The organism is Streptomyces sp. NPDC001156 (assembly GCF_053598275.1).
The window spans coordinates 176313-188948 of record NZ_JBSFJX010000005.1; the positions used below are offsets into that span (position 1 = coordinate 176313).

A 12636-nucleotide genomic window follows, 5' to 3' on the forward strand; every position below is an offset into this window, starting at 1 on the left:
TGGAACGCATGCGCTCAGGGGCTTGTGGCACCTCGTCAGCCACCAAGTGCCGGGCCTCTCGAAGGCGAAGTCCGTGGACCGAAACCGAACCAGAAGTCGCTCGTCCTCGAATTCCCCGCACCCGGCTGTGACTTGAGACCGTGCCAGACATCGTCATACTGGTTCCGTAGAAATCCGGCGAAATCCGACGGTGTTTCGGAATTCGTACGGAGGATTTCCGGCCATAGGGCGCTTTTTGTCATGAATCCATTCCGTGTGATACCCGGCATTCGGGCCGACACGCATACCACGGGAACACCGGAGACGCGAGCCGCCGGGCCGGACACACGACGAGGGCGGCGTGACCCACGGTGACTGTGTGTACACGCCGCCCTCGATACTGTGGGCGATACTGGGTTCGAACCAGTGACCTCTTCGGTGTGAACGAAGCGCTCTCCCGCTGAGCTAATCGCCCGGGCGCAGGAAGAAGATTACCCCATGTCAGGGGGTGCCTCCGACACGGTGACCACAGCCACCGGATCACTCTTCCCTGATGTTCCAGGGCATCGCGACGCCGAACTTCCAGACGTAGACGCCGACGAGCCCGCACACGATCACGGTGCCGGCCGTCGTCAGGATGATGTTGCGGCGGCGCACCCTGGGGTCGAGTGCACGCTCTGCCGCCTCGGTGACCTTCCGCTTCGTCCAGCGGAGCACCAGCTGGGCCCAGACGAACTCGGTCGCCCAGATCGCCATGCCGGCGAAGATCACCAGCCAGCCCGGCCCGGGCAGCGGAAGCAGGATCAGGCCGCCGACGACCACCGCGAGGCCGACCAGGAAAACGCCCACCTGCCAGCTGCGATGCAGTGCCCGTCGCGCCTTGATGAATGCGGGCGCCCGCGAACCGAGGCCCGGCCCGGCTTTCGATTCCTGCCCGGCAACGGCGATCTTGCCCTGTTCGTCACTCCCCGTATCCATACGTACAAACCCTACCCGAGAGAAACCGGTCACCAGAATGGCTGTATGGTGCGAAACGTGTCTCCGCCGGACGAGCTACGCAAAGACAGGCAAAACTCTCAGAGGGGTTTACAACGGCACCGTAGGTGGCATGTCGATTTCGCCGACGTGCGAATCCCCGAGCGCACACTGAGCGAAAGGCCCTGGCGCTTATGAACACCACGGTCAGCTGCGAGCTGCACCTGCGCCTCGTTGTGTCGAGCGAGTCCTCACTGCCTGTTCCCGCGGGACTGCGGTATGACACGGCCGATCCCTATGCCGTGCACGCCACCTTCCACACTGGAGCCGAGGAGACCGTCGAGTGGGTGTTCGCCCGCGACCTCCTCGCCGAGGGCCTGCACCGGCCCACAGGGACCGGCGACGTCCGCGTCTGGCCGTCCCGGAGCCATGGTCAGGGCGTCGTCTGCATCGCCCTGAGTTCCCCTGAGGGCGAGGCCCTGCTCGAGGCCCCGGCGCGGGCCCTCGAGTCGTTCCTGAAGCGAACCGATGCGGCCGTGCCCCCCGGCACGGAGCACCGTCACTTCGATCTCGACACGGAGCTTTCCCACATCCTTGCCGAGAGCTAGCGACACCTCGAACCGCCCGGCGCCGTCCACTCGGGGAGACGGCTCGGGCCATGACAACCGCATACGGCACACCCGGGCGCCGTCGCCGCGAGCTCTCGCGGAGACGGCGCTTCACTCACCTACGGACGGTGACGGCCATGCGCAGGCCGTCATGGGGTGCGCTGCGGCGCGTGCCACGGAGGTTTCCGCCCGGTCCGGCGGGTGCGGAACCGCGCCACCGCGTGCCTGCGCGCCATCGAGAGTGCCTCGTGGGCCGAGAGCGCCTGCGGCGGGCTTCCCGCGCGTGCGGCAACCCTTCCACGGCTGGGACGGCCTCCACACCTGCGTGGCCACTGCGCGCGGGCTTCCGGGGGCTGCGGTCTTCCGAGCGCGCCGCAGCCCGACCCCGCGCGTGCAGCGCCCTCCGCGGACGTCGGGGCCTACCCCGCGCACCGCGTGGACTCCGCGCGCTCCGCGGGCTCTAGGTGTCTCGCGGTCTTCCGCGGGCGACCGCAGCCTGACCCCGCGCCTTCCGCAGACGCCCGCGGCCCTACCCCCGCGCACCGCGCGGACTCCCGCGCGCCGCAGCCCTCCTGTGCGTGCCGCGGGCTTCCACGGGCGCCAGGCCGCGGCGGGGGCCGGGGGGCCGCGGAGGGAGCCGGAGATGCCCCAGGGGGAAATCGAGGTGGTCACGGCACGGAGAAGCCGACGAGGTCGCGCAGGGAGCCACGGAAGCCGCCGGCGTCGACGGGGCGGCGTCGTGGCGCCCGCGGCACGCCCGGGGCAGGGCTGCGCGCACGGGAGGGGGCCGGGGAGATCGCGGAGGAAGCCCGGGAGCCTGCGGAGACGTCGCGGGGAGCCGGGATGAGGTCGCGGAGGGAGCGAGCCATGGCGGGCGCGGAGGGAGTCACGGAAGCCGCGGACGTCGACGGGGCGCCGTCCCGGCGAAGCCCTCCGGAGCCTCCCGGCTCCCTCCGCGCTCTCCCCCGCTCCCTCCCCCCTCCCCGTTCGCCGTGAGCCGCTAGGCTCGGCCAGCATCGGCGGGCGCCCGCCCGACCCCCAGGCCAGGGAGCGACACGTGCTGATCACCCACGACACCCGGTGCGCGCTCGACCTCGTGGTCGATCTGGTGAACACCACACCCGAGGGTGCGGAGACGGACGGGCTCCCGGATGTCACCGCACTCGACGCCTTCGCACGCGAGCACGACCTGAGCGACGTCGGCGTCCTCTCGGAGTTCGACCTCTCGGCCGTGCGCAAGATCCGCGGGCGGTTCGCCGCGGTCTTCGCCGCGACGGACGCCAGGACGGCAGCCGGGCTGATCAACGATCTGGTCGCTGCCGCGGGGACGACGCCCCGACTGACGGACCACGACGGCTACGACTGGCATGTGCACTACTTCGCCCCGGGCGCATCGGTGACCGACCACATCGCCGCGGACTGCGGGATGGCGCTGGCCTTCTTCGTGGTCGCCGGTGAGCAGGAGCGGCTGCGCCGCTGCGAGGCGCCGGACTGCCGGCGCGCCTTCGTCGACCTCTCCCGCAACCGCTCGCGCCGCTACTGCGACAGCCGCACCTGTGGGAACCGGCTGCACGTGGCCGCGTACCGGGCGCGCCGCAAGGAAGCCGCGGGCTGAGTGGAGCGGCACTGCCGCCGATCCGCAGGGGGAGCCCTTGTTCGCGCTGAGGTGGTGGGACTGACGGAGCCCTCGGCGGGTGGCGCCAGGGGCTCCGCATACGGCTCAGAGCATCAGCAGGTCGTGCAGTGATGCCATGAGCAGCAGGCAGCCGATCACCGCAAGGAAGATCATCAGCGGTGGCTGGGAAAGCGCGAAGAGACAACCCCGGCGCTCCTCGGGAGGAGCAGCGGTGTCGCTCTGGGTTCTGTCCAGCATCTCGCGGCGATGATGGCGCAGCCCACACCCGCTACGCGATCAACACGCCCGGAATGACGGGGTGTTCGCCAATATCCGTGATCTACGGAACGAAGATGATCTCGACGTGTGCGACCTTGATCGTCCGGGGCCGCCGCCCGACCGTCCTGCCGTGTCGACGCGTCAGATGCCGTGCTTCTTCAGGATGGCCTCGATGTCGCTGAAGTCGTCCGTGGAGCCGGTCGAGCGGGGTGCGGCCGTGGGCCGGCTCGGGGCGCCGCCCAGCGCCGGCGCGGAGGACGACGAAGGCGCTGCTTCGCGCTGCGCGGCCCGCGCCGCCTTGCGTTGCTCGCGGGTCCCGCCTCTGCGGCGCTCCACGGTCCGCGTGGTCGCGAACAGCAGCCAGGCGGCAGCGAGCACGGCGAAGCCCGCCCATGCCGTGGGACTGAAGGCCGTGTCGGCCAGCCAGCCCACGACCCCTGTCATCACCAGCCCCACAGGCACCAGCGAGTAGGCGGCTATGCGGGCCGCCGACAGGAAGCGCTTGCGCCAGGCTGTGACCGCGGCAATGCCCAGGCCGGCCGCGGAGACGGCAGCACAGACTGTCTCGGCAATCATCCGGTCCTCCACACAGGTCGGTCGGCCACACAGGTCGGTCGGCGGGGTCGGTTCGCCCCTTCCATCCTGCACCGCTGCGGGCCCCGCAGGCCACGGCCCGGCCGGACTTCAGGGAGATCTCCGGGTCGCCTCCTCCTCAGGGCTGCCCCCGGTCTCCACCCGCGACGGCAACCGGGCACCCGCGCGTCCTCCTTCCCTCCACGTGCCCCGCTCCGGTCGTGCTCCGGTGCTCCGCCTGCGGTGACGGAGGTCCCGTTTGGGACGCGTGCGCGATCCTGGGAGACTGGTGACCATGAGTCACTCCTCCCCCGCCCCGGCCGCACCCCCCGTCCTCGACGTCTGGTGCGAACTCCAGTGCCCCGACTGCCGTACCGCCCTGGACGATCTGCGCGCACTGCGGGCCCGCTACGGCGACCGGCTGGAGATCCGGCTGCGGCACTTCCCCCTGGACAAGCACCGGCACGCGTTCGCCGCCGCCCAGGCCGCCGAGGAAGCGCTGGAGCAGGGCAAGGGCTGGCCGTACGTGGAGTCGGTGCTCGGCCGGGTGGAGGAGCTGGACCGCCAGGGAGAGGCGTTCCTCGTTCAGATGGCGAGCGAACTCGGCCTGGACGCCGAGGAGTTCGACACGGCACTGGTCGACGGCCGGCACATCCTGATCGTCGACGCCGACCACGCCGAGGGCAAGGCGATCGGGGTGACCGGCACGCCGACGTATGTGATCGGCGGCGAGCGCCTCGACGGCGGCAAGAGCCAGGCCGGGCTGCGCGAGCGGATCGAGGAGATCGCCGACCGGCTGTTGGCCGAAGGGGTCTGAGCCTCAGACGAGCTGCTTGGTCAGGTGATACTCGGTCGTCTCGTACCCCAGCGAGGTGTACAGCTGCTCGGCCGGGGTGTTGCCCGCGAAGACGTTGAGGCCGACGCGGTCCTTGCCGCCCCCGGCCGCCTGTGCCTCCGCGAGCAGCATCAGCGTGCGCCCGTGGCCGCGGCCGCGCCGGTCCGCATCGATCTCGACATCGAGAACGAACGCGGTCTCGGGCCAGAGCCCCAGCCACAGGGTGCCGACCGGTTCCCCCTGCTGCTCCAGCACGCTGATCACCGTGTTCTCGGACGACAGTCCGTCCGGCAGGAACCTGGCGTGACCCCGGTCCGCCTTGGCGTACGCCTCGGCCGCGGGCACGCCCCGCTCGATCAGATCGCGTGCGAAGCCCTCCCGGCCCCTGGCCAGCCAGGGACCGAATTCGGCCTCGGTCATGGGCCGGGCGGCGCTTCCGGCCGGCAGTCGGGGCGAAGGCCCGGCCAGACGCTTCTCCATGTTCCGGTTCCGCAGGACATACCCGAGCGCCGTCGCCAGCCTGAGCCCGGCCTCGGTGTCCCCGGGCACCGACATCTCGATGCGGCGGCAACCCCAGCCGCGCGCGACCTCCTCCGAGGCGAGCGCGGCCACCGTGCCCCGCCCCCTGCGGCGATCCGGTTCCTCGATGGTCAGGTCCAGGATGCGAGCCGTGCCGAGGCCGTACTCGGGATCCGTGGACAGATGCAGCCGGCCCACGGGGCGACCGTTCACACACACCTGGAAGTGTCGCGAACGTGCCCCGTCCGCGCTGAGCTGAAGCGGCTCGGCCGGCCGCAGTGTCGTGGTCATCAAAGGTGTTCTACCCGGTGCCGCGCCGCGGGTCAGCCGAATTTGACCGCGGGCCCTCAGGGATCGAGGTCGTCGCCGGACCGCTCGTCGAAGATCCGCATGGCCTTCGCGGTCACGGGGCCGGGAGCACCCGCGAGTTCACGGCCGTCGACCCGGTGCACGGCCTGGACATCCCGCAGCGTGGAGGTGAGGAAGATCTCGTCCGCGTGCTCGAGGACGTCCAGCGGCAGGTCAGTCTCCTTGGCGCCCGTCCACTCGGCCGTGAGCGCACGGGTGATGCCCGCGAGGCACCCGGAGGCGAGCGGCGGGGTGTGGATCTCGCCGCCGAGGACGACGAAGACGTTCGATCCCGTGCCCTCGCACAGCTGCCCCACCGTGTTGGCGAACAACGCCTCGGTGGCGCCCTGTTCGGAGGCCCGGGCGAGGGCGACGACGTTCTCGGCGTACGAGGTGGTCTTCAGGCCGGCCAGGGCGCCGCGTTCGTTCCGGGTCCAGGGGACCGTGATCACGGCGGTGGAGTCGGGGCGCCGACGGGTCTCGCCGATCGCCACCAGCAGGGTCGGGCCCCGGTCGCCGCGGTCGGAGCCGAGCGGGCCGTAGCCGCCGGTGTAGGTGATGCGCAGGCGCCCGAGGGGCATCGGGTTGGCCTCCAGGACGGCGGCGCAGGCGCGACGGACCTCGTCGGCGTCGGGGTCCGCGAGTCCCAGGCCGCGCGCCGAGCGGGTGAGCCGGTCGAGGTGCCGGGTCAGCGCGAACGGCCGCCCCTCGACAGCCTTGACGGTCTCGAAGATGCCGTCGCCGACGGTCAGTCCGTGGTCGAAGACGGATACGCGGGCGGACTCGGTGTCCTGGAGCCCGCCGTCGAGCCAGATCTTCACGAAAGGGTCCCTCCACTCACCTCGTACGACCCCGACGCTACCGCGAGCAGCCGGGCGGCCTTCAGTTCGGTCTCATACCACTCCCCCTCGGGGTCGGAGCCCCAGGTGATCCCCGCACCGGCGCCGAAGCGCAGTACGGGGGAGTGCTCGGCGGTTCGGTCGATCCAGAAGGTACGGATGCCGACGGCGAGCTGGCCCGCGCCGCGGTCCGCGTCGACCCAGCCGATGCCTCCGCAGTAGGGGCCGCGGGGCACGGTCTCCAGGGCGTCGATGATGCGCAGCGCGCTGGACTTGGGTGCCCCGCTGATCGAGCCGGCCGGGAAGGTGGCCTCGAGCAGTGCGGGCCAGCCCGTCTCCGGGCGCAGTTCGCCGCGGACCGTGGAGACGAGGTGGACCAGGCCGGGGTGCTTCTCGACGACGCACAGATCGGGCACGGACACGCTGCCGGTGCTGCAGACACGCCCGAGATCGTTGCGGACCAGGTCCACGATCATCACGTTCTCGGCGTAGTCCTTGTCCAGGAGGTCCGCCTCGGTGCGCCCGGTGCCCTTGATCGGCCCGGATTCTACGATCCGGCCCGTGCGGCGCAGATAGAGTTCGGGGGACGCGGTGGCGATCTCCACACCGTGCTTCGGTAGACGGATCGTTCCTGCGTACGGCGCCGGGTTGCCGCGTGCCAGCACGGCGGTCAGCGCGTCCACATCGGCGTCGGGTGCGACCGGCGCGGACAGCACCCGGCAGAGGTTGACCTGGTAGACCTCTCCGGTCGCGATGTGCTCGCGGATCCTGCGCACCCCTGCCGTGTACCCGGCGCGGTCGAGCGAGGACTCCCAGTCACCGGCCGACGGTCCCCGCCATCCGCCCGGGCGCGGGGCGGGCACGGGTTCCTCCCGCACCTCGGCGAACCGGGCGCAGGTCACACGCCCTTCGTAGTCCGCGCAGACCGCCCAGAAACCGGTGGAGTCCAGGGCCGCCGGGTCGCTGGTGACATCGAGGAGACCGGTGGCGACGCGATCGCCGAAACGGGCAAGAGGAGGCAGGTGGGGCACGTGTCGAGTCTATGGCGGGTGTCCTGCGGGTGGCCCGGACATGTCCCCGCGGGTGTCCTGACCATGTCGTTGACCAGGTGCAGCGCAGCACGCTGCACAAACGCGTTTTTGTACTGGCCCGGGAATCCGCTAGAGTTCAACTCGTCGCCGGGACGCGTGAGCGTCCGAAACGACAAGCGGACGTAGCTCAGTTGGTAGAGCGCAACCTTGCCAAGGTTGAGGTCGCGAGTTCGAGCCTCGTCGTCCGCTCGAAGGAACCAGGGGACCTCCGGGCCCCCTGCACTCCTGGTGGAGTGGCCGAGAGGCGAGGCAACGGCCTGCAAAGCCGTCTACACGGGTTCAAATCCCGTCTCCACCTCCATGGACGATTAGCTCAGCGGGAGAGCGCTTCCCTGACACGGAAGAGGTCACTGGTTCAATCCCAGTATCGTCCACCAGCTCAAGGGCCTGATCCACTCGTTGGATCAGGCCCTTGACGTATCCGGGGAGCCACACGGGGAGCCACCGGCCGATTGATCAAGGCTCCGAGTCATCCTCACCGAAGATCACATCCATCGTGTCGGCCCCCTCGGTGATCACCGGCGGAGCTGCTTGCGGTAGACGACCTCCGTCGTGGTCGTGCTGCTGTGGCCGACCACGCGAGCGATCTTCTCCACGGGGATACCGTGATCGGACATCAGCGACACGAAGCTGTGCCGCAGCTCCCGAGGCGTCCACTCCGGCGCCAACCCAGCCGCCTTGACGATCGACCGAAAGGCCCGGCGCACGTTGGCAGCATCGAGCACCTGGCCGGTGGTCGTGGCGAACACCAGCTCGGAGGGGTCCCACAGCAGCCCGTACGCGATCCGTTCGTCTTGCTGCCGGCGGCAATGCTCTACCAGGGCTGCGACGACCAGCACAGGCAGCTTGAGCGTCCGACGACTCTTGCGGGTCTTGGTGTCTCCATGCCGCCGCACCGACCGCCACACCTCCACATGGGGTGGCACAGCGCCAGAGGGCCGCAAGTGAACGTGTTTCCAGGTCATCGGCCGAGCCTCCTCGGTGCGCACGCCAACCAGCAAGGAGAGCACCACGTAGGCATAGAGCCGAGACTCCCGCGCTGCAACCAGCACCGCCCGGGCCTGGTCCAGGGTCAGCGCCTTGCTGAGCCGTCCGGCCTGCCCCTCAGGAACCTCGACGAGCAACGTAACGTTGCGCCGTACTTTGTCCCGCCGCATCGCGTGATCGATGGAGCGGCGAAGGATCGACAGCACGCTACGGAGTGAGGACGTGGCCAGCACTTTTGCGCGATCATCCAACCAGTCGTCCACGGCGTCGGCGGTCAGCTCCCGCAGCTTCGCGCGGCCCAGCAGAGGCAAGACGTGTTGCTCGGCCAAGATGCGGTTCTTGTTGACCGTGGCCGTGTCGCGCCCTTTGAGTCCCCGGGCCAGCCAGTCGTTCACGGCGTCTGCCACGGTGTAGTTCGCCGGCGTCCGGTCACCGACCTCCAACTCTTTCCGCAGCTCACGGAGTTTGCCGCGCACCTCGGTCTTGGTCTTGCCGTAGACCTTGGGGCGGCGGCGCTTGCCGGATGGCGTGTAACCCAGCGAGATCGCACCGACCCAGCGCTGTTTCGACTCATCCCAGTAGATCGAGTCATCACCATTGCCTGCCTTTGAGCGGCGCCTCTCCCCCGTCATGCCGCACCTTCCCCGACAGCACGCAGCCAGGGTCGTTGAGCCGCATCCTCGGCCAGCGTCTCGCGCTTGAGCAGGTCAACGTACTCCTCTACGTACTCGGCCGGGATCAGACGACGGCGCCCGATCCGAACCGTACGCAGCCGACCAAGTCGGATCTCCTCGTAGACGGTCGAACGAGCCAGGTCGAGGAGCTGGGCCACGGCCTCTACCCGAAGGAGACGCTGAGGCTCAGTCAGTGCCTCCATGGTCACCACTCCCCCGCGTCGTTGAGGTCGGCGAGTGCCTCGCGGGCGGTCTCGCGGTTGAGTTGGATGTCTCGGCGGATGTTGGCGGCGAGCCAGGATTCGCCGGGGGTGTGGCCGTGGCCGGCGTAGGTCCAGTGGGCGAGGGTGAGCGTGGTTGCCTCGGGGTCGTCGTCGGGGTCGGGCAGGCCGAGGGCGGCGCGTTGCTGGGCTGCGCGGTAGTCGGCGCGGACCTGGCGCAGGGCGCCGAGGGTGGTGGAGTAGCGGCGGGACTTGGTGGAGAAGTGGCCGCGGAAGCCGAGCATGTGGGCCCAGTCCCGTAACTTCCGGTCCGGGTAGAGCGGGTGCAGGTCGAGGCAGGCCTCAATCAGCCGACGCGGGTGCTCGGGCACGCCGAGCAGTACGAGGGCTTCCTTGTTGCCGATCCGGCGGTCGACGGTGCCGGTGGTCTCGGCGGCCTTGGTGGCGTACTTGGCGACGTAGGAGGCGACGGCCTGTTCGGTGATGTCTTCGCCGTTGCCGAAGGCGCCGATCGGCTGGACGTCGAGCTGGGTGCCCCACTGCAGCGTGCGGGCGGGTTGGTCACCGGCGGGTGGCACGTCGACGGTGACGCGGGCGGCTGCGGCGTGGATGGCGTCGGTGAGCAGGTCGAGGGTGGCCCAGGCCGGGGGCGGGGTGCCCGGTCCCTCGGGTCCGTCGAAGCGGATCACGGCGTGGAAGTGGACGGCCCCACGCTTTTGGTATTCGGCGACCTTGCCGAAGGAGACGCGGGATCGTTCGTGGGCGGCTTTCTGGGTGAGGCCGGCACATCGGGCGATCTCGCGGCGCAGGTAGATCGTGAAGTAGCGCCACAGGTCGGGGGCGTGGTTGTTCCAGAGCACGGCGCCCGCGTAGTCGTACGTGGCCGGGTCCAACGGAGTGCCCAGCTCCGGTGCGTCCTCGCCATGGCGGGTGCCGCAGGCGCAGGGCGGGGTGCCGGGGCGGTTGTGGACGGGGCCGAAGGAGGGGGCGGTGAGGGTCGCGAAGACCCGGGGGTGCTCGCGCACGGCGTGGGGCGTACCTTTGTCCGGGTCGCCGGTCAGTCCGGCGCGGATGAGGTGGTAGGTGTCTCCCGCGTAGGTCCAGGCGCAAGCCGGGCAGCGGGAGGCCCGCCGGTTGCCGCACGCGACGCGGAGCATGCCACCCGGCTCGTGTTCGGTCGTGTAGTGGTGCAGGACCGTGCGGGTGGCCGGGTCGATCGTCTTGGTGGAGCCGATCAGTCGAATGGGGTCGGCGCAGCCACCGGTACGGCGGATCTGGTCTTGCCAGCGGTCGAAGTCGCCGGAGCCAGCCACCCTCAACACGTCGGCGAGGGTGGCCGCATCCAGGCCCGCCACGGTAGCGGTGTCGGTCACGTGTTCACCTCCCGGCCCGGGCGAGCGCGGGCGCGGGGGTGATGTGGCCGGTGCCGTTGCAGGCCGGGCAGGTCACGTGGAGGGTGGCGCGGGTGCCGTCGCGGTGGCGGGTGCCGGTGGTGATGGCGACGGTGACGAAGCCGTCGCAGTCGCGGCATACGGGCGTGTTCCGGGCGTGCTGGGGCATGATGAGGCTTCCCTTTCGGGTCCGTTGGATCTGGAAGTGGTTGCAGGCACCGGGGCGGCGGATCTTTGGCGAGAGAGCCGCCCCGGGGCCGTTCAGCGGTGGTTGTTGAGGTCCTTGACGAGCAGGCGCAGGACGACAGCGACCACGGCGACCGAGACGCCGGTGATAGCCACAGCCAGCAGCAGCGAGACCAGGACCGCACCGACGACCAGAACCACGGCACCGCCGCCAGCAGCGAGAGCAAGCACGCTGCCCGGGGTGAGCTGAACAGTGGGCCGGCTCGACGCCGGGGTGACCGGGGCCGGGCTCGTCTGCGGGGCGGGAACCGGGGGCGTCGCGGTGGAGGGCTGCGCCGTGGTGGGCGGGGTGGGGGCGGTGTCTGGGGTCGGGTACTTCGGGGTGAACACGGGTGATCTCCTCTCGGTCAGGCGTTGCAGCGGTGGGTGCGGGCGGCGAGTTCGGCGGCCGAACGGTCTCTGTGCTCAGTGGAGAAGCCGCAGCCGGGTGCGGTGCAGGCGGCGGTGTGCCGGGTCTGGCCACGGCCGTTGTTGTAGGTGCCGACCTTGACCGGCCCGATCTGCACCACCCGGTAGAAGCGATTCGGGCGCATGCGGTGAACCTCCCTTCGGGTTCAGGCGAGTTGGAGCTGGGCGGCAATTGCCTGGCAGGTCGAGGCGGGCAGACCGAGCCGGGCGGTGAGCGCGGCGGCGGTGATCGGCTCGCCCGTCGTGTGCCGATGCACGTCGGCGATCGACCGCGCGTGATCGAGCAGTGCCGGCGGAATGGCCGGGGCGGACGCGGGCGGCGTGGGCGGTGCTGGGGTCAGTTCCGCCGCCGGGGCCGAGACCGGTGCCGGTTCGTGTGTGTCGGTGCGGTGCATCTCGACTTCCGGCGCGGCCGGTTCGGGGTTCGGTTCCGGGTCCGGGGTGTTGGGGGCGGGGGCGTGGACGAGGAGTGTTCCGCCGAGGAAGGCGAGTGCGGGCCATCCGGCGACGAGGATGCGCAGCCAGGCGGGCACGTTGTGCAGGTCGAGCAGGCCCGCGGTAGCGACGTTGGCGCCGAGTGAGGCGCACAGGGCGATCGCGAACCAGGTCCAGGACGAGCGGTCCCGGCCGGTGCGCAGTCGGCGCCAGGCGGCGACCAACAGCAGGTCGACCGAGACCGGATAGGCCCACGCCTTCCACCCGGACTGTCCGGCCGCCGCCGCCAGATCATGCAGGTGCGCGAAGGACAGGGCACCAGCGATCACGGCTTGGATCAGGACGGCATCGGGGCGGATCGAGCGGCTCACGACGGATCACTCCTCTCAGTCCGTGACCGGCAGCGGCTTGACCACGGGCGCCCCGGACGCCGAGGCGTCTGCGGGCACGTGTGGGCGGAAGGGATCGAGGGCGGGGAAGTCGGGGACGAGGTGGGCAAACTCCCGGCACACCGCGCTTGCTTCAGCGCGGGAGGTGTGCGGGGTGCGGATCTTCGCCCAGCCCCCAGAAGAGTCTGCGGCGACCGCTGTCCCGGGGCGTTCAGCCGGTATCA

Annotated in this window: 16 protein-coding genes, 4 tRNA genes and 2 pseudogenes; 6 read left to right on the top strand and 16 right to left on the bottom strand. The window is 70.4% G+C overall.

What is annotated here, in order from left to right; all coding sequences use genetic code 11:
* Positions 1-382 precede the first annotated feature (382 nt).
* Positions 383-454 (bottom strand) — tRNA-Val (locus ACWDA7_RS04860).
* Positions 455-519: 65 nt separating this feature from the next.
* Positions 520-957 carry a TIGR02611 family protein gene (locus tag ACWDA7_RS04865; RefSeq protein WP_450602773.1) on the bottom strand — a complete coding sequence of 146 codons (438 nt, stop codon included), beginning with the start codon at positions 955-957 and terminating at the stop codon, positions 520-522.
* Positions 958-1148: 191 nt separating this feature from the next.
* Between ACWDA7_RS04865 and ACWDA7_RS04870 the strand changes: the two genes are divergently transcribed.
* Entirely contained in the window at positions 1149-1562 is a 414-nt protein-coding gene (locus ACWDA7_RS04870; RefSeq protein WP_003959770.1) for an SsgA family sporulation/cell division regulator, read from the top strand.
* Between the two features lie 668 nt (positions 1563-2230).
* On the opposite strand, the gene ACWDA7_RS04875 is transcribed toward ACWDA7_RS04870, so the two are convergent.
* On the bottom strand, positions 2231-2431 hold the full coding sequence (locus ACWDA7_RS04875) for a hypothetical protein (RefSeq protein WP_450602774.1): 201 nt from the start codon (positions 2429-2431) through the stop codon (positions 2231-2233).
* A gap of 188 nt (positions 2432-2619) precedes the next feature.
* On the opposite strand from ACWDA7_RS04875, the gene ACWDA7_RS04880 reads away from it, so the two are divergent.
* Entirely contained in the window at positions 2620-3177 is a 558-nt protein-coding gene (locus tag ACWDA7_RS04880; protein WP_450602775.1) for a CGNR zinc finger domain-containing protein, read from the top strand.
* 105 nt (positions 3178-3282) lie between these two features.
* Here ACWDA7_RS04880 and ACWDA7_RS04885 read toward each other — a convergent pair whose 3' ends face one another.
* Entirely contained in the window at positions 3283-3435 is a 153-nt protein-coding gene (locus ACWDA7_RS04885) for a hypothetical protein (protein WP_252423638.1), read from the bottom strand.
* Positions 3436-3597: 162 nt separating this feature from the next.
* A complete protein-coding gene (locus ACWDA7_RS04890; RefSeq protein WP_450602776.1) occupies positions 3598-4032 on the bottom strand; it encodes a hypothetical protein in 435 nt (144 codons plus the stop codon).
* A 292-nt stretch (positions 4033-4324) separates the two neighbouring features.
* Here ACWDA7_RS04890 and ACWDA7_RS04895 point away from each other — a divergent pair, with 292 nt between their 5' ends.
* On the top strand, positions 4325-4846 hold the full coding sequence (locus ACWDA7_RS04895) for a DsbA family protein (protein ID WP_450602777.1): 522 nt from the start codon (positions 4325-4327) through the stop codon (positions 4844-4846).
* Between the two features lie 3 nt (positions 4847-4849).
* Here the strand turns inward: ACWDA7_RS04895 and ACWDA7_RS04900 are convergent, their stop codons facing one another.
* Genes ACWDA7_RS04900 through ACWDA7_RS04910 form a run of 3 tightly spaced genes read right to left on the bottom strand, consistent with a single transcriptional unit; the run spans position 4850 to position 7601 of the window.
* Positions 4850-5674: a GNAT family N-acetyltransferase gene (locus ACWDA7_RS04900; protein ID WP_450602778.1), complete on the bottom strand. Its 825-nt coding sequence runs from the start codon at positions 5672-5674 to the stop codon at positions 4850-4852.
* Between the two features lie 56 nt (positions 5675-5730).
* Positions 5731-6552, bottom strand: a complete 822-nt coding sequence (locus ACWDA7_RS04905; protein ID WP_450602779.1) for an aminotransferase class IV — start codon at positions 6550-6552, stop codon at positions 5731-5733.
* A complete protein-coding gene (locus ACWDA7_RS04910; protein ID WP_450602780.1) occupies positions 6549-7601 on the bottom strand; it encodes a chorismate-binding protein in 1053 nt (350 codons plus the stop codon). The genes ACWDA7_RS04905 and ACWDA7_RS04910 overlap by 4 nt, the downstream gene beginning before the upstream one ends.
* A gap of 176 nt (positions 7602-7777) precedes the next feature.
* On the opposite strand from ACWDA7_RS04910, the gene ACWDA7_RS04915 reads away from it, so the two are divergent.
* The 3 genes from ACWDA7_RS04915 (at position 7778) to ACWDA7_RS04925 (ending at position 8038) form a co-directional block, all read left to right on the top strand.
* Positions 7778-7850 (top strand) — tRNA-Gly (locus ACWDA7_RS04915).
* Between the two features lie 38 nt (positions 7851-7888).
* A tRNA-Cys gene (locus ACWDA7_RS04920) sits at positions 7889-7962 on the top strand.
* A gap of 1 nt (position 7963) precedes the next feature.
* Positions 7964-8038 (top strand) — tRNA-Val (locus tag ACWDA7_RS04925).
* 79 nt (positions 8039-8117) lie between these two features.
* On the opposite strand, the pseudogene ACWDA7_RS04930 reads toward ACWDA7_RS04925, so the two are convergent.
* The 8 genes and pseudogenes from ACWDA7_RS04930 to ACWDA7_RS04965 all read right to left on the bottom strand — a co-directional run.
* A pseudogene (locus ACWDA7_RS04930) lies at positions 8118-9280 on the bottom strand (site-specific integrase).
* Positions 9277-9525 carry a helix-turn-helix domain-containing protein gene (locus tag ACWDA7_RS04935; RefSeq protein ID WP_450602781.1) on the bottom strand — a complete coding sequence of 83 codons (249 nt, stop codon included), beginning with the start codon at positions 9523-9525 and terminating at the stop codon, positions 9277-9279. The pseudogene ACWDA7_RS04930 and the gene ACWDA7_RS04935 overlap by 4 nt, the downstream one beginning before the upstream one ends.
* Positions 9526-9527: 2 nt before the next feature.
* A complete protein-coding gene (gene repSA / locus ACWDA7_RS04940; RefSeq protein WP_450602782.1) occupies positions 9528-10916 on the bottom strand; it encodes a replication initiator protein RepSA in 1389 nt (462 codons plus the stop codon).
* A 4-nt stretch (positions 10917-10920) separates the two neighbouring features.
* Positions 10921-11103, bottom strand: a complete 183-nt coding sequence (locus ACWDA7_RS04945; RefSeq protein ID WP_450602783.1) for a hypothetical protein — start codon at positions 11101-11103, stop codon at positions 10921-10923.
* Positions 11104-11195: 92 nt separating this feature from the next.
* Positions 11196-11510 carry a SpdD protein gene (locus ACWDA7_RS04950; RefSeq protein ID WP_450602784.1) on the bottom strand — a complete coding sequence of 105 codons (315 nt, stop codon included), beginning with the start codon at positions 11508-11510 and terminating at the stop codon, positions 11196-11198.
* A 17-nt stretch (positions 11511-11527) separates the two neighbouring features.
* The gene (locus tag ACWDA7_RS04955; RefSeq protein WP_355812693.1) at positions 11528-11713 is read right to left on the bottom strand and encodes a mobile element transfer protein; all 186 of its coding nucleotides are present in this window, start codon (positions 11711-11713) and stop codon (positions 11528-11530) included.
* 21 nt (positions 11714-11734) lie between these two features.
* Positions 11735-12394, bottom strand: coding sequence for a DUF2637 domain-containing protein (locus tag ACWDA7_RS04960; RefSeq protein ID WP_450602785.1), 660 nt, complete (start codon positions 12392-12394; stop codon positions 11735-11737).
* 15 nt (positions 12395-12409) lie between these two features.
* Positions 12410-12636, bottom strand: a pseudogene (locus tag ACWDA7_RS04965) (plasmid transfer protein); the annotation flags it as partial.

Excerpts from the sequence above, each read along its gene's own strand:
- ACWDA7_RS04955 (WP_355812693.1), bottom strand. The coding sequence starts at position 11,713 with ATGCGCCCGAATCGCTTCTACCGGGTGGTGCAGATCGGGCCGGTCAAG.
- ACWDA7_RS04895 (WP_450602777.1), top strand. The coding sequence starts at position 4,325 with ATGAGTCACTCCTCCCCCGCCCCGGCCGCACCCCCCGTCCTCGACGTC.
- ACWDA7_RS04935 (WP_450602781.1), bottom strand. The coding sequence starts at position 9,525 with ATGGAGGCACTGACTGAGCCTCAGCGTCTCCTTCGGGTAGAGGCCGTG.
- ACWDA7_RS04890 (WP_450602776.1), bottom strand. The coding sequence starts at position 4,032 with ATGATTGCCGAGACAGTCTGTGCTGCCGTCTCCGCGGCCGGCCTGGGC.
- ACWDA7_RS04885 (WP_252423638.1), bottom strand. The coding sequence starts at position 3,435 with ATGCTGGACAGAACCCAGAGCGACACCGCTGCTCCTCCCGAGGAGCGC.
- ACWDA7_RS04870 (WP_003959770.1), top strand. The coding sequence starts at position 1,149 with ATGAACACCACGGTCAGCTGCGAGCTGCACCTGCGCCTCGTTGTGTCG.
- ACWDA7_RS04865 (WP_450602773.1), bottom strand. The coding sequence starts at position 957 with ATGGATACGGGGAGTGACGAACAGGGCAAGATCGCCGTTGCCGGGCAG.
- ACWDA7_RS04875 (WP_450602774.1), bottom strand. The coding sequence starts at position 2,431 with ATGGCTCGCTCCCTCCGCGACCTCATCCCGGCTCCCCGCGACGTCTCC.
- ACWDA7_RS04900 (WP_450602778.1), bottom strand. The coding sequence starts at position 5,674 with ATGACCACGACACTGCGGCCGGCCGAGCCGCTTCAGCTCAGCGCGGAC.
- ACWDA7_RS04945 (WP_450602783.1), bottom strand. The coding sequence starts at position 11,103 with ATGCCCCAGCACGCCCGGAACACGCCCGTATGCCGCGACTGCGACGGC.